Source organism: uncultured Tateyamaria sp., assembly GCF_947503045.1.
Classification (GTDB): Bacteria; Pseudomonadota; Alphaproteobacteria; order Rhodobacterales; family Rhodobacteraceae; genus Tateyamaria.
On record NZ_CANNCF010000012.1, the window covers coordinates 1 to 20,997 of the forward strand.

19 protein-coding genes are annotated in these 20,997 nt (G+C 58.0%); 13 read left to right on the forward strand and 6 right to left on the reverse strand.

The features are described from left to right. Window positions 1-257 precede the first annotated feature (257 nt). Window positions 258-1,259 carry a LacI family DNA-binding transcriptional regulator gene (locus Q1A89_RS22630; RefSeq protein WP_299733880.1) on the reverse strand — a complete coding sequence of 334 codons (1,002 nt, stop codon included), beginning with the start codon at window positions 1,257-1,259 and terminating at the stop codon, window positions 258-260. A gap of 261 nt (window positions 1,260-1,520) precedes the next feature. On the opposite strand from Q1A89_RS22630, the gene Q1A89_RS22635 reads away from it, so the two are divergent. The 13 genes from Q1A89_RS22635 (at window position 1,521) to xylA (ending at window position 15,075) form a co-directional block, all read left to right on the forward strand. Continuing rightward, complete coding sequence (locus Q1A89_RS22635) at window positions 1,521-3,059, forward strand: extracellular solute-binding protein (RefSeq protein ID WP_299733882.1); 1,539 nt, start codon at window positions 1,521-1,523, stop codon at window positions 3,057-3,059. 74 nt (window positions 3,060-3,133) lie between these two features. Beyond that, window positions 3,134-3,994, forward strand: coding sequence for a carbohydrate ABC transporter permease (locus Q1A89_RS22640; RefSeq protein ID WP_299733884.1), 861 nt, complete (start codon window positions 3,134-3,136; stop codon window positions 3,992-3,994). Beyond that, a complete protein-coding gene (locus tag Q1A89_RS22645; protein WP_299733887.1) occupies window positions 3,991-4,929 on the forward strand; it encodes a sugar ABC transporter permease in 939 nt (312 codons plus the stop codon). Before Q1A89_RS22640 ends, Q1A89_RS22645 begins: the two co-directional genes overlap by 4 nt. Continuing rightward, window positions 4,926-6,020, forward strand: a complete 1,095-nt coding sequence (locus Q1A89_RS22650) for an ABC transporter ATP-binding protein (protein ID WP_299733889.1) — start codon at window positions 4,926-4,928, stop codon at window positions 6,018-6,020. The genes Q1A89_RS22645 and Q1A89_RS22650 overlap by 4 nt, the downstream gene beginning before the upstream one ends. After that, window positions 6,020-7,045 (forward strand): ABC transporter ATP-binding protein, encoded by a 1,026-nt coding sequence (locus Q1A89_RS22655; RefSeq protein ID WP_299733891.1) that lies wholly within the window; start codon window positions 6,020-6,022, stop codon window positions 7,043-7,045. The genes Q1A89_RS22650 and Q1A89_RS22655 overlap by 1 nt, the downstream gene beginning before the upstream one ends. 15 nt (window positions 7,046-7,060) lie before the next feature. After that, window positions 7,061-8,146, forward strand: coding sequence for a Gfo/Idh/MocA family oxidoreductase (locus Q1A89_RS22660; protein WP_299733893.1), 1,086 nt, complete (start codon window positions 7,061-7,063; stop codon window positions 8,144-8,146). A gap of 24 nt (window positions 8,147-8,170) precedes the next feature. Beyond that, window positions 8,171-9,085: a sugar phosphate isomerase/epimerase gene (locus tag Q1A89_RS22665; protein WP_299733894.1), complete on the forward strand. Its 915-nt coding sequence runs from the start codon at window positions 8,171-8,173 to the stop codon at window positions 9,083-9,085. Between the two features lie 62 nt (window positions 9,086-9,147). Beyond that, window positions 9,148-10,227, forward strand: coding sequence for a fatty acid desaturase family protein (locus Q1A89_RS22670; RefSeq protein WP_299733896.1), 1,080 nt, complete (start codon window positions 9,148-9,150; stop codon window positions 10,225-10,227). 9 nt (window positions 10,228-10,236) lie between these two features. Next, entirely contained in the window at window positions 10,237-10,554 is a 318-nt protein-coding gene (locus Q1A89_RS22675; protein WP_299733898.1) for a MocE family 2Fe-2S type ferredoxin, read from the forward strand. Window positions 10,555-10,558: 4 nt separating this feature from the next. Next, the gene (locus Q1A89_RS22680) at window positions 10,559-11,362 is read left to right on the forward strand and encodes a 3-methyl-2-oxobutanoate hydroxymethyltransferase (protein ID WP_299733900.1); all 804 of its coding nucleotides are present in this window, start codon (window positions 10,559-10,561) and stop codon (window positions 11,360-11,362) included. Next, window positions 11,359-12,534 carry an aldose 1-epimerase family protein gene (locus Q1A89_RS22685; RefSeq protein WP_299733902.1) on the forward strand — a complete coding sequence of 392 codons (1,176 nt, stop codon included), beginning with the start codon at window positions 11,359-11,361 and terminating at the stop codon, window positions 12,532-12,534. Before Q1A89_RS22680 ends, Q1A89_RS22685 begins: the two co-directional genes overlap by 4 nt. Next, entirely contained in the window at window positions 12,531-13,742 is a 1,212-nt protein-coding gene (locus tag Q1A89_RS22690; RefSeq protein WP_299733904.1) for an FAD-dependent oxidoreductase, read from the forward strand. The genes Q1A89_RS22685 and Q1A89_RS22690 overlap by 4 nt, the downstream gene beginning before the upstream one ends. Before the next feature lie 31 nt (window positions 13,743-13,773). After that, window positions 13,774-15,075, forward strand: a complete 1,302-nt coding sequence (gene xylA, locus Q1A89_RS22695) for a xylose isomerase (protein ID WP_299733906.1) — start codon at window positions 13,774-13,776, stop codon at window positions 15,073-15,075. 690 nt (window positions 15,076-15,765) lie between these two features. On the opposite strand, the gene Q1A89_RS22700 is transcribed toward xylA, so the two are convergent. The 5 genes from Q1A89_RS22700 to Q1A89_RS22720 form a co-directional block, all read right to left on the reverse strand. After that, entirely contained in the window at window positions 15,766-17,289 is a 1,524-nt protein-coding gene (locus Q1A89_RS22700) for a sulfatase (RefSeq protein ID WP_299733908.1), read from the reverse strand. A gap of 34 nt (window positions 17,290-17,323) precedes the next feature. Next, on the reverse strand, window positions 17,324-18,079 hold the full coding sequence (locus Q1A89_RS22705; protein WP_299733910.1) for an ABC transporter ATP-binding protein: 756 nt from the start codon (window positions 18,077-18,079) through the stop codon (window positions 17,324-17,326). Continuing rightward, window positions 18,079-18,855, reverse strand: a complete 777-nt coding sequence (locus Q1A89_RS22710) for an ABC transporter permease (RefSeq protein WP_299733912.1) — start codon at window positions 18,853-18,855, stop codon at window positions 18,079-18,081. The genes Q1A89_RS22705 and Q1A89_RS22710 overlap by 1 nt, the downstream gene beginning before the upstream one ends. 3 nt (window positions 18,856-18,858) lie before the next feature. Further along, window positions 18,859-19,893 (reverse strand): ABC transporter substrate-binding protein, encoded by a 1,035-nt coding sequence (locus Q1A89_RS22715; protein WP_299733914.1) that lies wholly within the window; start codon window positions 19,891-19,893, stop codon window positions 18,859-18,861. Between the two features lie 179 nt (window positions 19,894-20,072). Then, the gene (locus Q1A89_RS22720) at window positions 20,073-20,906 is read right to left on the reverse strand and encodes a sugar-binding domain-containing protein (protein WP_299733932.1); all 834 of its coding nucleotides are present in this window, start codon (window positions 20,904-20,906) and stop codon (window positions 20,073-20,075) included. Window positions 20,907-20,997 lie beyond the last annotated feature (91 nt).

The window sequence follows — 20,997 nt, forward strand, 5'->3', positions numbered from 1 at the left end:
GGCCGGACACATGACTGCTTCTGACAAGTGCACAAATTAGATCAAAAAGGACTTGCTATGCAGGAGCCATCCACACACGCCATTCGCTGCACGTGCTCGGTTTGGGCTGCAATCGAATTCCGGAATGCAGACTTTACAGTCATTTGGTATGGGCTAATGAACGGCTGGTTTGCTGTGCATGCTAACTTGCCATGCGATGGACTGTTTTCCAACTCATTCAGACTTTGGACTCGTCTCCGTCTTAGGTAGCTAGTGGTTCACAATTCCGGAATATTCTCAGCAAACACCACTTGCAGGCGTGGCAGATATTGAGGCTCGGTTGCGCCACGCACCGAAGAAGCGAGCAGTTTGACAACTTCACGTGCTTCGACCCGGGGGTTCTGGTCGATCACGGCATCCAAAGTCCCATCCAGAAGCATCCGTTTCGTTGCGCCCGTCAAGTCATGGGCGATAAACACCGTTTCGCGGTGAATGCCTGCTTCGCTCAGGGCCTGCCCGATGCCCTGGTTGCCTGACCCCACGCTGTAAATGGCAGAGGGCGGCGATTTAGAAAGAATGCGGCGCATCTCGGTGTAGGCGCGGTCACGATCATCGCTGACTTCGACGATCTCAGAAATCTTCAGGTTGCGAAAATCTTGAGCGAGGATGGACTTGAAGCCCATCTCGCGTTCCTCGTGACCGCGATAACTCAGCGAGCCGATCACGATCACCACGTCATGCGTTTTGTCCGGGTGCAAAAACCGCCCCATCAGCAAACCAGCAAGCCGACCAGCAGAACGGTTGTCGATGCCGATGTACCCCGCCTTTTGCAATGACGGCAGATCTGACACCAGCGAAGCCACCGGAACGCCATTGTCAGATAGCGTTTCGATTGCCGCACGCACTGAGGGGTGATCCAGAGTGACCAATCCAACCGCATCCGTTTTGTCGACCAAAGAGTTCAGGCGCAGGGCCATGTGGTCAGGCTCAAGCCCATCCACGACATGAACCATGGCCTGTATCCCGCCATAGTTTCGCGCCTCTTCCAGAAGGTATTGGTGCAACAACCCCATGAACGTGTTGCTGCCAGCCGGTAGTACGAAATCCATTCGGATGGCCGTTTCTTCTTCGATGGGTCCAAACCACCCGCGCCGCCGCGCGATTTCCAACACGATGTCACGCGTGCGCAGGCGGACGCCCTCTCTGTCGTTCAGGACCCGGTCCACAGTGGTGACGGAAACACCGGCCTCCGATGCAATTTCGGCAAGGGTGACTTTCATTGGGGGTCCTCACGTGGCTAATTCACACCATCAAGAACCATCATTTCTGAGTTTTGGAAGGTTTTTTCTGCACTTTTTGGGCGAATTTGTTCGAATAGAAGGAGAATGGCAGAAAATGATGGGCAATGATGTTTGCGATAAGACCATTTCCAATCAAACCTGCTCCACCAGGGACACTCAGATCCCGTGGGAGGGAAAATGCCAGATCAATCCAAATTGTCACGACGGTCGTTTTTGACGTCATCAACGGGTGCCGCTGCCTTGGCAGTCGCAACACCACTTTATCTGCGTCCGGATCGTGCGCGCGCCGCCTCTGGCCTTGCTGTAGGGATGATTGGCGGACCAACCGGGTTCGACGGCGCGGAACGCTATCAATATGCCCCTGATACGCCCGAAGGCCGCGCCATCGAAGCCGTGCGCGCGATGAAGGACGCGGGATCAACGCCGGATCGGATCGTTCTGGGCCTCTCCGACGGCTCGATTGGTCAGATCACCCAGCCGTTTCCCGAAGGCGCCCCATCGATCAAGGAACTGTGGGAGCAGGAAACCGGCATCACACTGGATATCGTGGGTGTCCCGAACGGTCAGGAATTCACCAAGGTTATGCAGGACATCTCCACCAAGGGGGGTGGTTTTGACATCTATGCGGTTGAATGGAATCGGTTGGGCGACCTTGCCGAGTCCGGTGGGATCGTCAATCTCGACGAATATGTCGAGACGCACAAACCGGAATGGGACGCACCGGAGCGCGGCTACGTGGGCGGTGAACAAGGGGTCAGCCTGCTGAATGGCTATCGCGGATCGGTCTACGGAGTTTGTCTGGACGGAGATTTCCAAACGTGGAACCACAGGACGGACCTGTTCGGTGATCCGGCAGAGCAAGCTGCATTCGCCGACAAGTACGGCTACCAGCTTGCGCCGCCAAAGACCTGGAAAGAACATGACGAAATCGCTGCGTTCTTCCACCGTCCTGACGAGGGGTTGATCGGTTGTACGGACCTGCGCAATCAGGGGTGGGGCTATACCAACTGGTATCAGCGGTATGTGACCATGGCGTCGCCCAACCAGTTTCTCTTTGCCGATGACGGCACTGCGTTGATCAACTCCGAACAGGGTATTCAGGCGACAATGGAATATGTCGCATCGCTATCGCACCATTCGGCGGACGCGATCTCCTGGGGTTGGCCCGAGCAGTACGGCAATTTTGCCACCGGCGGCGCAGCGATGACCTGTGCGTTTTCCAACTTGCCGAAATTCCTGGATAATCCGGGCAATGACGGGTCCAGCGTGACGGGCAAGATCGGCTCGCACCTGCCGCCTGGCCGGGACCACGCGGATGGGCGTGTCAGCCGGACGGTGCTGTGGTTCAACCTTTCAGCTTCTGTCTCGACCCAGTCGGAACATCCCGAGCTGTGCTATCTGTTCCTGCAATGGCTGGGCTCGTCGCGCATCTATTCGTGGATGACCGCCAATCCGGGCGGGTTCTTTGACCCGTTCCAGCTTGCCAACTTCTCGGATCCCTTGGTGCGGCAGACTTATCACGACTACCACATGGACATCGTGCGGGAATCCGTGCGCCGGACCGTGCCGACCATCAACTATCCGGGGGCAACGGCCTTCCACAACGCGCTGGATGAAAACCTGGTGGCAGCCTTGACCGGATCAATGTCCGCCGAGGATGCGATGGCCAATACCGAACGGCAGTGGAAGCGCATCGCGCGACGGGTCGGCGAGGACAAGCTGGTCGAAGCTGTCCGCGCCAACAAGGCGGCCTGGCCGGATCTGGTTGATCCTGTCTGACACCGCAATTTGAACGAAGAGGCAGGGCCTCCCACCTGCCTCTTCCCTTCTCCTCCTGTGACAACGGAAAACAGATGCAACGCTCGATCGCCTTCGAGGCTTTCAGATACGCCGTGATACTCGGCATCGTCGCGATTTCGCTTGTGCCGACGCTTTGGATGATCTCGATGGCGTTCAAACCGATTGCCGAATGGTCGGCGGCGGGCGCTGATCTGACGTGGTGGCCGCGCAATCCGACACTCGACAACTTCCGCTTTATCTTTGGCCAATCCTCGACCGAGTTGATCGTGGCGTTGGAACGCACGGCAGGGCGGCCGATCTTCGCCTCTTTGCTGACAGCGAGCGTTGGCACGCTGATCGCCATGACGGCTGGAACAGCTGCGGCTTACGGGCTTTCACGCTTTGGTCAGGGCGGCAACCTGCCTTTAGCACTGATTCAGTTGCGCCTGTTTCCACCGATGGCCGTGATGATCCCGGTCATGATCATGTGGTCGTTCTTGGGGCTGATCGACAATTGGTTCGGGCTGTCACTGATCTATGGCATCGTGACACTGCCGTTTGCCTTCTGGCTGATGAAAACCTTCTTTGACGACATGCCGCGCGAGATCGAAGATGCGGCCCTGGTCGAAGGCTGCACGCGCTGGCGCGTGTTCCTGCGGATCACGCTGCCAATGATGCGCCCCGCGCTGGCATCCTCCGCGCTCTTTGTCTTTATCCTCAATTGGTCGGACTACCTGATCGCACTGCTGCTGACGACACGCGACTGGGCAACCATCCCTGTCTATATGGCGTCGCTCTCATCCTCGATGACAGGCCAGCTTTATGGTGCCAAGGCCGCCTTGGGGGTGATTGCTGCCGTGCCGCCCATCATCATGGGCATCGCCATCCAAAAGCACCTTGTTCGTGGCCTGACATTCGGAGCGTTGAAAGAATGACCGAGGTCACAACACTGATGCCAGCTACTAAGAAAGCCGAAACGCAAGCAAACTCTGCCGCGCGTCTCGGACTGTGGCTGACGCTGCCTGCGCAGTTGCTGGTCCTGTTCATCGCACTGTTTCCCATTTTGATGCAGGTCTACATTTCCCTCACTGACTGGTCACCGTTGGATGGCATCCCATGGTGGCGGGCGTATGAGCTTTGGATCGGGTTGCTCAACTACACCGACCTGATGGCGGACAGTCGGTTCTGGGGCGCATTGTGGCGCACATTGTTTGTGATGCTGGTCTGTGTGCCGGTTCAGTTCCTGTTGGGTCTTGGCCTCGCGGTGCTGTTTGTGGACGACTTTCGCGGCAAGCGGGTGCTCTATTCCACCCTTTTGGTTCCCATGATGGTGGTGCCAGCGGTTGCCGGCTACATGTTCTTTATGCTGTTCCAGTCAGGGGGACCGGTCAATGACCTGCTGTCTTTCTTCACCAGCGAGCCTGTGCGCATCGCATGGCTGTCGGATCCCGACCTTGCCCTGATCGCGGTCATGGTGGCCGACATCTGGCAATGGACACCGTTGATGTTCCTGATCCTTCTGGCGGGGATGATCAGCGTTCCACAGGATCAGCAAATGGCGGCAATCCTGCTGGGTGCATCATGGTGGCGGCGGTTCTTCACCATCGTGCTGCCCCGGATGAAGTCGATCATCATCATCGCCTTGGCTATTCGGGTGATCGAGATCTTCAAGATTTTCGATACGCTCTTCATCATGACCGGCGGCGGCCCCGGCGTCGCGACGGAGACCATTTCAGTCTATATCTACAAAGTCACACAACAGGAACTGATCTGGAGCTATGTCGCAGCGATTGCACTGGCCATTCTGATCGTGCTGTCGGTGGTCTCGGTCTTTGCCATCAAACGCATGCAGCGGGGACAAGACGGATGAGCGAGATAGCACTGGAAAACCTTGGCAAGAGCTTTGGCGATTTCACCGCGTTGGCAGATATGAACCTGACCATCGCCAACGGAGAGTTCATGGCGCTGCTGGGCCCCTCAGGCTGCGGCAAATCCACGACGATGAACATGATTGCGGGCATGCTAAGGCCTTCCTCAGGCACCATCAAGTTCAACGGGCTGGACGTGGTGGATGTGCCCATGGCGAAGCGCGGTGTGGGTTTCGTTTTTCAGAACTACGCGATCTTCACCCATATGTCGGTGCGCGAAAACCTCGCCTATGGTCTTCGGGCGCAGGGTGTACGGGCGGGCGAAATGACCAAACGCGTGCAGGCCTTTGCGGAACTGCTGCAACTGGAGCCCATGCTGGACCGCCCCGCCGCAGGTCTGTCGGTCAACATCCTGCAACGTCTCGCCATCGGCCGTTCCGCCATACTGGAGCCTGCGATCTTCTTGCTCGATGAACCGCTGTCCAATGTGGACGCGGCTTTTCGCGCGGTCATGCGGTCTGAGTTGAAGAGCCTGCAAGGACAGTTCGGACAAACAATGGTCTATGTGACCCATGACCAGTTGGAGGCCATGACAATGGCCGACCGGATTGCGGTGATGGATCACGGCAAGCTCCTGCAGGTCGGTACTCCGCTGGAGATTTACAACAACCCGGCGGATACCTTCGTCGCCCGGTTTATTGGCGCACCGGGCATGAACATCCTCAATGGCAGGCTCACCCAGCAGGCAGACACCGTCGCCGTCGACCTTCCGGGATTGGGTTCGGTCGCCCTGCCGCCTGCTTTGCAGGCCGCCGCAGCGCGGCTGACAACACCCGATGTCCTGGTCGGGTTCCGCCCTGAACAGATCAACGCGGCCAAGGCGGGACTGACAATGCATGTGGGATTTGTCGAACGGATCGGGGCACGCACAATCGTGCACATGGAGCAGGGCGCGGCGTCGGCCAAGGCTGTTCTTTTGTCGGAAGTTGAAACCCCAAAAGCGCGCAAAGACTGGACCTTCGCGGTGCCAGATGACGCCATTCGCCTCCTTGACCCCGTCACGGGTCAGGCGCTTGTGGGGAGACCGAATTAGTGACCTCCATCCAATTTGAAAATGTGTCCAAGTCCTATGGCGGTGTGCTGGCGGTGGATCAGGTCAGCTTTGACGTGCCCGACAATGCATTCTTTTGTTTCTTCGGGCCGCCACTCTCTGGCAAATCCACGATCCTGAAACTCATTCTGGGGCTTGAAACACCCGACAGCGGCGAGATTTTCTTTGACGGACGTCCCATGCGCGACGTCAGCTCGCCGGACCGAAACGTGGCAATGGTGTTTCAGAACCTCGCTCTCTTTCCGCATATGACAGCGCTGGAAAACGTGCGTTTTCCGCTGGTGGAACGCAACATCGACGAGGCGACGATCAAGGCCCGCGTGGCTGAGGTCACTGACAAGCTTCACATGGCCCACATCCTGCACAAGCCGCCTTCCCAATTGTCCGGCGGGGAACGGCAGCGCGTTGCAATTGCCCGCGCGTTGGTGCGTGATCCGGTCGCCTATTTGATGGACGATCCGATCTCGGCGCTCGATGCGCGGCTGCGCGAGGAAACGCGGGTCGAGCTGCGCCGGATGCAGCAGGACATGGCCAAGACGCTGATTTATGTGACCCACGATCAGGAAGAGGCGATGTCAGTCTCTGACCAGATGCTGATTTTGGAGGAAGGCCGCGTGTGCCAGATCGGTGCGCCACATGACCTCTATGATGCACCCAACAGCACCTATGTGGCCTCTATGCTGGGGTCCCCTGCGATGAACATGGCCAGTGCGGCAGAGGTCATTGGCGCGCTGGCGAAAACGCCGGACATCAACCAAAGCACCAGCGTTGTCGGTATCCGACCTGAACACCTCACCGTGGCGTGCAAGGACGGGCCAGGCCGGGTGACCGGAATCGAACCGCTGGGTGCCACGACGATCCTGTCGATTGAGGCCGCTGGTGTGGCTTGGAAAGCCGCATTGCGCGGTCAGCCGGAGCACAGCATCGGCGCACCGGTAGAGTTAAGCGTGGATCCCGGGGCGCTGCACTGTTTCGATGCACAAGGCAAAGCGCTGAGCGCAGCATGAAGAAAGGCAAGTGAGATGACAAAGCTGGACCTCAGACCAGACCCGGACATTCGGGTGAAAAAGTTCAAGATCGGCTGCATCGGTGCAGGCATGATCATGGCGGAATGCCACCTTGCCGCCTACGCAGAAGCCGGGTTTGACGTTGTCGCGATCGCATCTCGCACAAAATCGCGGGCTGAAGACGTGGCCAAACGCTGGTCCATCCCTGTCGTGCATGACACGCCAGAGGCGCTGATCGCTGATCCAGATGTCGAAATTGTCGACATCGCCTATCCTCCTGATCAACAACCTGCATTGATCCGGGCAGCACTCGCCGCCCCGAACGTCAAGGCGATCCTGGCGCAAAAGCCGCTTGCGCTGACATTGGAGGAGGCCGTTGCGCTGCGTGACGAAGCCGCAGCAGCGGGCAAGATCCTGTCGGTCAACCAGAACATGCGGTTCGATCAATCCATGCAGGTGCTCAAACAATTGCTGGATCAGGGCGCGCTGGGGGAGCCTGTATTTGCCCAGATCAACATGAATGCGATCCCACATTGGCAAGGATTTCTGGAAGACTACGACCGTTTGACGCTGGCAAACATGAGCGTGCATCACCTTGATGCCCTCCGGTTCCTTTTCGGCGATGTGGCCGAAGTCACCTCTGTTACCCGCCAAGACCCGCGCACCGCTTTTGCCCATAAGGATGGGATCGTCGCCACCACGCTACGCTTTGCTTCCGGTGTAATGGCACTGTCGCTCGAAGACGTCTGGGCCGGACCGCGTGAAGAGGGGTTCGAGGACGATCAGGTCATCACTTGGCGCGTCGAAGGCACCAAGGGCGTCGCCAAGGGCAGCATCGGCTGGCCCACGGGCGCGCCCTCGACCCTCAGCTATGCCAGCACGAGCCACTCGGGCGGCAAATGGGTTACGCCGGAATGGGACACCATGTGGTTCCCGCATGCCTTTATCGGCGTGATGGAGCAGCTGCAATACGCACTCGACAGCGGGACTGAGCCTGCGCTGAACGTGGCCGACAACGTGCGCACCATGGCGCTTGTCGAGGCGGCCTATCAATCCATCGAACACGGGAAAACCGTGCACATGAACGATATCAAACACTGAACATCGAACGGGAGGAACGGACCAATGATGCAAACAGGGATATTCTCGGGGTATTTCCCCTACACGCTGGAAGAAACCGCCAAGGTGATCCGGTCGCACAACTTCAATTGTGTGCAACTCGACATGCATTTCAAGGATTTGGACGTCTCCGACGGTCAGATCACCAAAGACAAGTGCATTCAGGTGCGCGAGATGTTTCGGCGTCACCACCTGCCGGTCTCGGCCATTTCTTGCTACACCAACATCATCAATCCGGACCTCGACAAACGGAAGGTCCTGCTGAACCGCTTCAAGGAAATCCTGCGCCACGCGCAATATCTTGGCTCTCCTTACGTCTGCTCAGAAACCGGTACTTTCGATAAGGAAAGTGACTGGGTCCACCACCCAAAAAACAAGACCGAAGAAGGCTGGGACGAATGCAGAACGGTCATCGCGGAACTGGCGCAGTATGCCTATGACCACGGCGCGGTCTTCCTTTTGGAGACCTATGTGAACAACGTCGTCGGCTCGGTCGAGGAAACCCTGCGGATGTTTGCGGAAGTGGATCATCCCGGTCTGGGTTTGATCATGGATCCCACGAACTATTTCGAGGACCACAACATCGACAAGATGGACGAGACACTGAACCACGTCTTTGATGCGCTGTCGGACAAGATCTACCTCGCCCATGCCAAGGACGTCGCCCGCACCGAAGACGATGGTGCGGAAAAGCATGCTGATATTGGCGATGACGATGCGGCCGAAAGCCATACCTTCCGTGGAGTCGGGGCCATCGAATTGCCCGCACCCGGCCTGGGTGTGCTGAATTACGACCTCTACCTGCAGCGGCTGGCCAAGAAGCATCCCAACATTTCGATGATCATCGAACATCTGGACGAAAGCGACGTGCCGCGCGCCAAGACGTTTCTGGATCAGAAGCTGTCTGAGAACGGCCTTTGACACCACCCGCCCGGACCTTTTCGGGTCCGGGCCATTCCACCCAATCAGCGCAGGAGCCGACTGTGACCACTGTGACAACCAACACTCCGCCACGCGACTATCGACTCTCGGATGAGAATGCTCAGCTGGCCTTTGCTCGCGGCCTTGCCTCGGCTGACTGGTATCACACTGACGTGGATCGCAAGGCAATCAAGGCTTTGATGAAGCGTAGCGATGGTCCCGCCATCAGGGACACGCTGATCTGGCTTGGCCTGTTGGCTGCTTCAGGTGCAGGTGTCATCGCGCTTTGGGGATCGTGGTGGGTGTTGCCCTTCGTGCTGATTTACGGCGTGCTATATGGATCAGCCTGTGACGCGCGCTGGCACGAATGCGGCCATGGCACAGCATTCAAGTCGGCGTGGATGAACAACGCCGTCTACCAGTTCGCCAGTTTTCTGGTGATGCGCAACCCGGTCACATGGCGGTGGAGCCATGCGCGTCACCACACCGACACAGTGATTGTCGGGCGCGACGCAGAGATCGCTGTGATGCGCCCGCCGGATCTGCTCAAGGTCGTGTTGAACTTTGTTGGCGTCTACGACGTCTGGTATTCGATGAAGGCGCTGTTGCTGAATGCAGGCGGCGTGCTTCAGGAACACGAGCTGAGTTTCGTGCCCGAGCAAGAGCACGGCAAAGCCGTTTTCGCGGCCCGCGTGCATGTCCTGATCTATGGCGCGACGATTGCTGTGGCGGTCGCCATAGGCACGTGGTTGCCTCTGATCCTGATCGGCGGGCCACGCATGTACGGTTGCTGGCACATGCTGATGACGGGGCTATTGCAGCACGGCGGGCTGGCCGACAACGTTACCGATCACCGGCTGAATTCCCGCACCGTGCTCATGAACCCTGTCAGTCGCTTCATCTACTGGAACATGAACTACCATGTGGAACATCATATGTTCCCGATGGTCCCGTTCCACGCGTTGCCGCAACTGCATGAGTTGATCAAACACGATCTGCCCGCGCCGAACCCCTCAATCTGGGACGGTTACCGAGAGATGGTCCCGGCCTTCCTGCGGCAGTTGCGAAACGAAGACTATTTCGTGCGCCGCGAACTGCCACCCACCGCGAAACCCTACCGCGAAGACCTTCACGAGATTTGAGAGGCCCCGATGTCTGACTGGATTGATGTATGTGCCACCGATGACATCGAGGAGGAGGATGTCATCCGCTTCGACCACGGTGCGCACAGCTATGCTATCTACCATTCGCCCGAAGGCGAATTCTTCGCCACCGACGGGCTTTGTACCCATGAGCAGGTGCATTTGGCTGACGGGCTGGTGATGAACCACATCATCGAATGCCCCAAGCACAACGGTCAATTCAACTACAAGACCGGCGAGGCTGCACGCCTGCCTGCCTGCGATCATCTGGGCACCTACCCGGTGCGGGTTGTGGATGGCCGGGTCCAGATGCAACTGAGTGAGTAAGCGCATGCCTCGTACCAGACCCACAATTGCCGATCTGCGCGCCATCCGGGGCACGCGCCAGCTTACAATGCTCCGTGTGATGACCCTGCAAGAGGCGGAAGCGGCGGAAAAGGCGGGCATCGACATCGTCTCGATCCCTCCTGACCTGTTGCTTGACCCCGAATACCGTGACGCCGCGCCCAGCCTCTTCTCCATGCCGGGTGACAATTTCTATGAGATCGGCGGGCCGGATGATTTCCTGCGATGGTCCTTTCAGATGTACCGCGCAGGCGCCGATGCGGTCTATTGCAGCGCTGGTTTCGGCACTGTCAAGAAGATGGCGGATGAGGCAATCCCCGTTATTGGCCATGTGGGCCTGATCCCGTCGCGTGCCACGTGGACCGGCGGGTTCAAGGCCGTGGGCAAGACCGCGCAATCGGCGTTGGAGATCATGGATGCGGTGCGCAAGTACGAGGCGGCCGGGGCCTTTGGCGCCGAGATCGAAGTGGTGCCGGTCGAAGTGGCCGAAGCAATTTGCAAGCGCACTTCGCTGTTCTTGATTTCCATGGGCGCAGGAACCGGATGCGATGCGCAATATCTTTTTGCCGATGACATTCTGGGTCAGACCCAAGGCAAGGTTCCACGCCACGGCAAGGTCTACCGCGACTTCAACGCCGAGTTTGCACGGTTGCAAGACGAACGCATCGCGGCCTTCCAGGAATTCAAATCCGACGTGGATAGTCTGGCCTACCCAGAAGACCGCCACATCGTGAAGATGGATCCGGGCGAGCTTGACAGCTTCATATCTCAACTGGATGCAGCCTCGTGAGGCTCTACGGCCAAGAACTGACACGTCGGGAAGTCGCCGCACTGTCTGGTGATCTTGCCCAATTCGCAGGTGTAAGGCTGGTGACGCTGGCCGATGGGGCCGAGGCTGGCCAGCGGGTTCTGGAATTCCGCCCTGGTACGGGCCTGCGCTTTACCCTGATGGTGGACCGTTGCCTGGACATTGGGAGTTGCGACTACAACGGCATGGCCATTGGCTGGACCTCTGCCGCAGGCTTCCGCGCACCCGCCCTGCATGATCCCGAAGGCGAAGATGGTCTGGGCTTCATGCGCTCGTTCTCTGGACTTCTGATGACCTGCGGACTGGATCACATTCTGGGAAGCCACACGGTAGATGTGCCCGAATACAATTATCCCGGACGCCCCACTGCGACCTATGGCATCCATGGGCGTGTCAGCATGTTGCCCGCGCGCCTGACCGGTTATGGCGAAAGGTGGGAAGGCGACCGTTGTTTCCTCTGGGCCGAAGGTACGGTGCGCCAATCGGCCGTCTTTGCCGAAGACCTCGAACTGATCCGTCGGATCGAGATCGAGGTCGGCACCAATGACATCCAACTCAGCGACGAAGTGCGAAACCGTGGCTTCAACCGCACGCCGCATATGCTGTGCTATCACATCAATCTGGGCTATCCGGTTCTCGCCGAAGGCGCGCGCTATCTCGCCCCGATCGAAGACGTTGTCTGGGCCGCCCACGCCGATACCTACACCGACCAGAGCGTCGGCTATGCCCGGCCCTCCGGCCCTGCCCATACCTTCCGCGAACAAGTCTGGCAGCACGAGATGAAGGCCGACACAGCAGGCGACGTCGCCATCGCACTGGTCAATGACGCGCTGCCGCTTGGGCTTGAGGTAAAGACAAGAAAATCCGAACTGCCCTGCACCTACGAATGGCAGCATCTGCAGTCGGGCGGTTATGCTTTCGGTATTGAACCCTCAACGCATCATGTGCTGGGCAACCAGTTCGCCCGCGACCGGGGTGAAATGATCTGGCTCGGCCATGGCGACAGCCGATGCTACACCGTCCGGTTCCGGGTGCTGACAAACGCGGATGAGATCGCGCAAAGCGAGGCCGCGATCAAGGCCACACAGCAACAACCAATTGACCCCTTTCCCACACCCTCCGGCCATTTTCGGACAATTCCGGGCCGGAAATGATGGCAGGTATCGTCATTGTCGGGGCTGGATATTGCGGGGTGAGCGCGGCCCATGGCGCGCGCGCGGCTGGCTATGACGGTCCGATAACACTGGTCGGGGACGACCCGGAATGGCCTTATGAACGCCCGCCCTTGTCAAAATGGGACGGGGCCATGCCGCGCCTGCAACCGATCTTTCCCGAAGACTGGTATACGCAGAACCGGATCGACCTCAAATGGGGTGCCGTGGTCACCGCCATAGATCGCAGCGCACGAAACGTGACGCTTGGCACCGGGGTCACGCTGCCCTATGCCAAACTCCTGCTCGCGACCGGCGCATCCCCGCGACACTTGCCGCCCCACGCGCCGTCGGATGCATGTGCACGCTACCTGCGCAGCCATGCGGACGCCATGAATTTGGCGCAGGACATCTGCGCCGGGTCTGACGTGGTGATCATTGGTGGCGGCTTTATCGGGCTGGAACTGGCCGCCAGCCTTTCAGCGCGCAAGGCCTTTGTCCATGTCATCGAGGCACAGGAGCGGATCCTGGCCCGTGCGGTACCACCCGAAATCTCGCAGATGGTCCTCGATCTGCACAAGACGCGCGGGGTGACGGTTCACACGGGCACCACTGTCGATGCGATCAAGAACAACCTTGTGTCCCTGTCAACGGGGCAAACTGTGCGGGCAGAACATCTTATCATCGGGATCGGATCAGAACCCAACACCGTCCTCGCTGCAAACGCTGGTCTGACAGTGGACAATGGCATTGCCGTTGACGGGTGTTTTGCCACCAATGATCCAGATATCTTTGCCGCCGGTGACTGCTGCAGCCTGCCTGTCGAGGGCGCGGGGCGCACCCGGTTTGAGTCCTGGCAAGTGGCCGGGGACCAGGGGTATCGCGCCGGAAAGGTCATGGCAGGTGTAACACCTGACCCCACGCCGCCGCCCTGGTTCTGGTCAGATCAGTTTGACCATTCCCTGCAAGTCGTCGGACAGCCATCACCCGCTGGAACGAGGATCCTGCGCCCTTTGCCGTCAGGTGGATTGATCACAATCGAAACCGACGACAACGGCACACTTACCGCCGCTGCGGGCTTTGCCGCCGGCAATGCCGTGGGCCGCGACATCAAGATCATCCAAAAACTCATGCAAGCCGGTGTGACCCCGGATCCCGCTGCACTTGCGGACCCTAACACGCCTCTGAAAACCATTCTGAAACAGCGTTGAACCGCCCCCAGCCAGAAGAACGGACCCACATATGACGGACTTTTTCAAAGATATCCCCACCATCACCTTTGAGGGGCCGGAAACCACAAACGAATTCGCTTTTCGCCACTACGATCCGAACGAAATGATCATGGGCAAGCCACTCAAGGATCACCTGCGCTTTTCGGCGGCCTACTGGCATTCCTTCGCCTGGCCCGGCGGCGATCCGTTTGGTGGTCAGACCTTCGAACGCCCCTGGTTCGGGGACACGATGGCGCTGGCCAAGCATAAGGCAGATGTGGCCTTTGACATGTTTCAACGGCTGGGCCTGCCATTCTTCTGTTTTCACGACGCCGACGTCCGACCTGAAGGTGAGGGTTTTGCCGAAAACACGCGGAACCTCGAGGAAATGGTAGACTATTTCGCGGAAAAGATAGCCGAGACCGGAGTGAAACTGCTTTGGGGCACGGCGAACCTGTTTTCGCACCGCCGGTACATGGCAGGTGCCGCCACAAACCCCAATCCGGAGGTGTTTGCCTTTTCCGCCGCCACGATCAAGACTTGCATGGATGCAACCATCAAGCTCGGCGGCGAGAACTATGTGCTTTGGGGCGGGCGCGAGGGTTATGAGACCCTTCTGAACACCGATCTCGGGCGTGAACGCCAACAGGCGGGTCGCATGCTGCAAATGGTTGTGGACTACAAACACAAGACAGGCTTCAAAGGCGCGATCCTTATCGAACCCAAACCGCAAGAACCCACCAAACATCAGTATGACTATGACGTCGCCACGGTCTATGGCTTTCTGAAGGAGTTCGGGTTGGAAGGCGAGGTTCAGGTCAACATCGAACAGGGTCACGCAATTCTTGCCGGGCACAGTTTCGAGCACGAACTGGCCATGGCGCGCGAGCTGGGCATATTCGGTTCCATCGACATGAACCGCAACGACTACCAGTCAGGCTGGGACACGGATCAATTCCCCAACAACGTGCCAGAGGTTGCGTTGGCCTACTACGAAGTATTGCGTGCCGGTGGGTTCACGACTGGTGGCACAAACTTCGACGCGAAGTTGCGCCGGCAGTCAATTGATCCCGAAGACTTGATCCTTGCTCATATCGGAGGAATGGACACCTGTGCGGCAGGGTTCAAGGCCGCTGCCGCTCTGTTTGAAAGCGGCGCCCTGGAAGAGCAACGAACCGCACGGTATTCAGGATGGGAAAGTGAATTGGGCCAGATATTGATGGCTTCAAATCTGGCAGAAATCGAGGCACTGACTCGCGAAAATGCCATCAACCCCGAACCACGTTCCGGCAGGCAAGAACGCCTCGAAAACATCGTGAATCGCTTTGTCTGAATTCGCCTGCCCGCAAGGGATGCCCCTCGATCGTCTGCCTTCTGCGCGATTGCAGAACGGATTTAACCCTGCCTCCAGCGCGGCAAACCAGTTTTTGCAAAGTCGCGTGCTGCGCTTGTCACCATCTCTTTGTTTCGAATTGCCCGAGGAAAGAAAAAAGAAAAGCGTCCAGCCCGTGCCTAAGGCGGCTTTCCGCATAATACGATCATTTGTTCTTGCCGTAGCATAGTGAATTGAGGCTCTCAGCCGCCATCGGATGGGGTGCAGCGTCTCAGCGACTGACACGGCTCCCGAAGTTGAGGACGGCCCTAACCAGCCGTTCACCCTGTCAAGCTAATGCTGCGGTCGCAGCCCGCATAGCGGACATTCACCGCAAGCACCAAGTTTCAAGATGGCTTAAGGGCAGCATCGCGGACGGAGCCGCCTTTTGCACGCGCAGCTATTGCTGACGCAGCAATTCCTCAAAATCGCGGTGCCGTTTGTTCTGCGGCGGGGCAGGCTTCGCCAAACCAACCGTTCACAAAGTAAGAATTTCTGTAATACAAAGCGGGCTTGTCGCCGCTTGCGCTTCCGACACTCGGACCCCAAGCGCTGCCTTTTATTTCAGTCACACCCCATACCCACGGGGTCGTTTCCAGTAAAATCAGAATACATGGGTTAGCTGACCGAGCTCACCGAGGCGGGGTCGCCTCAAATCGAGATATCCGCCATTCCGAGCCGGTCCAGCTGTTCGGCCGGATATCCTTCGACATCCATTAATTTGCGCGTCAGTTTCAGCATGCGGTCCCGCTGGTCGGGGTCGCTGTCCCATTTATTGTCTTGCTGCGTCGGATCATCGACCCGATTGTACAAGAAACACTCGTAGGTTCTGGGATCAACGGTGATTGGGGTTTTCCACAGTGGCAGTTCAACGGTGCTGTCGAAATAGCCCTGCTCTGCCGGTGGTTCGGGTGGTTTTCCGACGCGCCCGTCGACGGGGTTGTCGACAATCAGGGGCCGAAAAATCGCGGTGGAATAGGTGAACAGCGGCTTTCCCTCCACAGGGGCGCGGAACAGGGTCCACGTGCCGTCAGTCATACAAATGCCCTGCCCGAAGGTGCCATAGGTGATCGCCTCATGCGGGCTGCCTCCCGTGCCTTCGATCATCGGAAGGATGCTTTTGGAATGGCGGTTGGCCGCCGGAATACCCCCGCCTGACGCATCAATCAGCGTAGCAAAGAGATCAACTGTCTGGCTAAGCCCCGACACCCTGCGATGTCCCGGCTTTTTGGGATGCCATACCATCATCGGAATGTTGGCGTGGCTGTCATAGTGCGGGAATTGCTTGCCAAACGCGCCACGTTCACCAAGGTCGTGGCCGTGGTCGGTGGTAAAGACCACCATCGTATTGTCCCACAGGCCCAGTGCGTCGAGCTTTTCCATGAACTTGCCCAGCCAGGTGTCCATCATGGTGACCTTGCCCATGTATTGCGCGCGCAGGAAATCGTGCTGTTCGGGCGATGCTTCGGCCATAAAGCGCGCCAGATCAGCGTAGACCTGATAGGGCGGCCAGATGTTAAAATCGTTCTTGTGCCCGTCCGTGTACATCGAGGCATAGGGTTCCGGCACATCGAAGGGTTCGTGCACGTCGAAACATTCGACCTGTAACATGAACGGACCCTTGGCGTGGTTTTCGTCAAGCCAGTCGCAAGCCCCCTGAAAGACCTTGGGGGCAAAGTAGTCTTCCTCCCCTTTGAAGTCCTTCACGTTGGCGGCATATTGGCGGATGTGTTCGGCGGCGCGGTACTTGGCTACATTCTTGACCCATTGCGGGTCTTCCTCGCTGTCTTCGGGGACTTTCCAGCTGTCGACTTCGTGGCCGCGCACCAGTTCGATGGATTTGAACCCTTGCATATAGCCGTTCGCCTCTTCCTCCCAATAATGGTAGTGGTCAGTGACCATCGCCGTGTTGTAACCCTGCTTGGCGATCACTTTGGGCATGCGCGGGTCGAACACCTCCATGCCACCCCAAGGACGCCACAGGAATTCCTTGCGGCCTGCCATAATCTCGCGTCGGGCGGGCATGCAGGGCAATGAGCCAACGTAATGATCGTCAAACACCGCGGACTGCTGCGCAAAGCGGTCGATGTTGGGCGTCTTGCACATCGTGTCCGGGTTATAACTGCTCAGACAATCTTTGTTCAGGCTGTCCACAAGGACCAAAATGATGTTCATCGGCTTTGTCATGATGTCTTTGTCTTCCGTCACGCTAGTGGTCGAGCATGCCCCAAAGCCGCCGCTTGATCTCAAGGAATTCTTCGGTCAGGCGCATTTCATTGCTGCGTGGGCGCGGTAGCGTGACCTTTTCGATGTGGTGCACCCTACCGGGTCGGGACGACAGGACGATGATATTGTCTGACAGAAAGATCGCCTCTTCGATGTCATGGGTCACAAAAACAACCGTCTTCTTTGTGGTGCTCCACGTCTCGAGCAAATCTGACTGCATGCGTTCTTTGGTCTGCGCATCAAGCGCGCCGAACGGTTCGTCCATCAACAACACGTCGGGGTCGTTCGCGTAAACACGGCCAATGTCCACGCGCTTGCGCATGCCGCCCGACAACTCGCGCGGCCAACGGTCCTCAAACCCGGTGAGGCCGACCATCTTAGCCCATTTGGTCTCAATCTCGCGCTGGTCTGATTTGGACGCCCCGCGCAGACGCGGCCCGTAGGAGATGTTCTTGGCCACTGTCATCCACGGAAAAACCGCGTCTTGTTGAAACACCATGCCGCGCCTGCGGTCGGTGCCTTTGATGACGGTGCCATCAAGGGTCATTTCCCCGTCCGACGGGTCGAACAGCCCCGCCATCATCTTGAGCAAGGTGGACTTGCCACAGCCCGAGGTGCCGATGATCGTGTTGAAACTGCCGGTCTCGAACGTCAGGTCGATGCCTTCCAGCACGGTCAGGGCGTTGGGACTGCCTTTGCCGAAGGTGTGGGTCAGGTCGTTGACTTTGATCTCTGGCATTATTCACGCGCCTCCGACCATTGCATAAGATAGGCTTGGATGCGGCGGAAAATGCGGTCCATGATAAAGGCGCATCCGCCGATGATCACGATCACCATCATCACCTGATCGGTTGCAAAATACCGTCGCCCCTCTTGCAGCAAGAATCCAAGGCCGTTTTGCGCCGCAAGCAGTTCCGAAGCCACAAGCGTGGTCCATGCCGCCCCCAAGGCGATCCGATAGCCGGTGATGATAAACGGTGTGGCCGCCGGAATGGCCACGGTGCGAAATACCTGAAAGCGGCTGGCGCCCATGGTGGAGGCCGCGTCGACATAGACCTGCGGCACGTTTTTCATGCCCGCGATCACGTTGACGACGCAGACCATGAAACACGCGATGGTGATGATCAGGACGCGGCTGAATTCGTCGATGCCGAACCAGATGATGATAATCGGGATATAGGCCAGCGGCGGAATAGGCCGTACCGCTTCGATCAACGGGTCTACCAGATATTCGATGGTTTTGTACCAACCGACCATACACCCCACAATCAGCGCAAGTGTCGTTCCAATGAAGAAACCCATGGTGATGCGGAACAGGCTGGCGCCAAGCGCCGACAGCAGGTTTCCGGAATTCAGGTTTGTGAAAAAGGATGCCACAATATCCGAAATTGGCGGCAACAGCGCCGGGTTATTGTCTGGCTGATTGGTGATCCACATATACACGAGGAACACCGCGGCAATCGACAAGACGCCCAGTTGCAGGCGTCTTGAAGAGAGTATGTCGACCACTTTCATCGCTCAAAGTTGCGCGACGATCTGGTCGCTGACCAGCGCGTCGAGGTCTGGCATCGACGGGATTCTGTCATTCGCGACAAGGAACTCCGACTGAACCCGCAGCGCATTTGTCAGAGTGCCCTTCGCGTAGACATCCTTGATCTCGGCGGTGTCAAAGTAGAAATACCCGTTCAGCAGCGGCTCTACCTCTGCGGCTGTGACACCAGCGCGGCCAAGGCCGGATTGCCATTCGACCATCCGCTCGACCACTGCTGCGTTGTCGTCGCGCAGCATGCCGACGGCCGGTCCGTGGAAGGCGGCGACCACCTCTTTCAACGCGTCACTCTTGGCATCCAGCGTCTGTTGGGTTGTCATAAAGACGTCCATGATGCTGGGCCGTGCGTCGATCGGCATCGCCGCACCTTCGGCCAACATGCTTGCACCGGGTAGCTTGTCAAAGATCAGCTGGCGCGACGTCGCCAAAGGCACAGTTGCGTCAACCGCACCGGCGATCAGTGCTGCTTGGGCGTCAATCGGTTCCATGTTGATGCGTGTCAGCGGCATGTCAGACAGACCCGCCTGTTCAAGTGCGACGCCAAGGAAGAAATCAAAGTTTGAGCCGGACGTCACAGCGATCCGCTTGCCCTCCAGATCAGCAAGGCCGCTCATACCCGGCTTGCCAACTATGGTGAAGAGGCCAGACGCATCGCCACAGATCGAGATTTCGCGGAAGTCCGCCACGTTACGTGCCATCGCAGCCAGCGGCGGGACAGAACCAACCGTGATCGTATCGACAGAGCCGCCAACCATGGCTTCGATGGCGGGAGGGCCGGATGGGAAAACGCTGAACTCCATCTCAACACCGGGCGCAAACCCCTGGTCCTGGATCAACCAATAAAGACCAAAGGAATAGGCGGGAATGATCCCAACTTTGAGTTTTTCAGTCGCGGCATGCGCTTTGCCCACAAAGAATGATGGTGCCGCCAGTGCAACACCTGCTGTGGCCCCGCCCTTAAGAACGGCGCGACGTGACATGTAACTTGTCTTGGAATTGGACATTGATTTTACTCCCTGATGCTTGTGAGGCACGCAGAATTCAAGTCCGCCGCCCGCAACCGTTACTATGCAGGCATTTTGTCATATGTCAATTTAATTATCATATGCTCAATTATTGCATCACACGAAACCCATAGATGACAGCGCGCGCAGGGCCTAAATTCGCTGACCCCCGTCCGGCATCATGCGACAATCGCGGCGGCAAGTGCTTCATCGACGCAAAGATGCGTGACCAGCCCGCCCTTGATCGCGGCAAGTACCGCTTCTGCTCTGTCTTCGCCCGCAACAACCAGCATTTTCTTCTTTGCCGCCGCCAGTTCCGCAACCGTGATGGCCACAGTGCGCTCATCGGATGGAAGGTTGATGTGTTGACCCTCTGCATCAATGAAGCGGCAACAAACGATCCCTTTTGCCCCCGAACATACCGCCTGATCCAACTCCGCCGAAGAGGCGATTCCAGCAGAAACGATATGGGTACTGTGATCCGTATTCCCGATGGAAAAGACAGCAAGGTTCAGATCCTGAAGGCGACCGAGCTGACTGGCGATCATCGGTTCACTGCGCAATTGTGCGGCCAATGTGCTGGATGAAAGCGATGCAGGCGCGTGCAAGGTATAGCACTGGGCATCCAATCGGTTGGCAATCCTGATAGTACAGTCCTCGGAAGCCGGAACACGGTCCGATACCATCGACCCGATCATCTGACAGACGGTCACATCTTCGACCGGCTGGCGCGGCACTGCGGTACACATCGCCTTGATCGTTTCACCCCATGCGACACCGACGGTATCCCCGGCGCTGACGATATTGATCAGCGCCATGCCGGCGACGCGTCCTACTTGTTCAAGCGTTTCCTTGCGATCTGCCTTGCCTTTGCCGGGGCTGCGGCTTCGGGCGATATAGACATCTTCCAAACCAAACTTGGCACAAAGATCGCGCGACAGGGACGATGAGGATAACATGTCGCCATTGACCCGGATCTCGACGATACCACGGTCCCGACAATCGCGCAGCATGTTCACAATCGTGGCGCGGGACACATCCATGCGTTTGGCGATATCACTTTGATTGAGGCCTTCGCCGTAATAAAGCAGGGCGACATTGGCG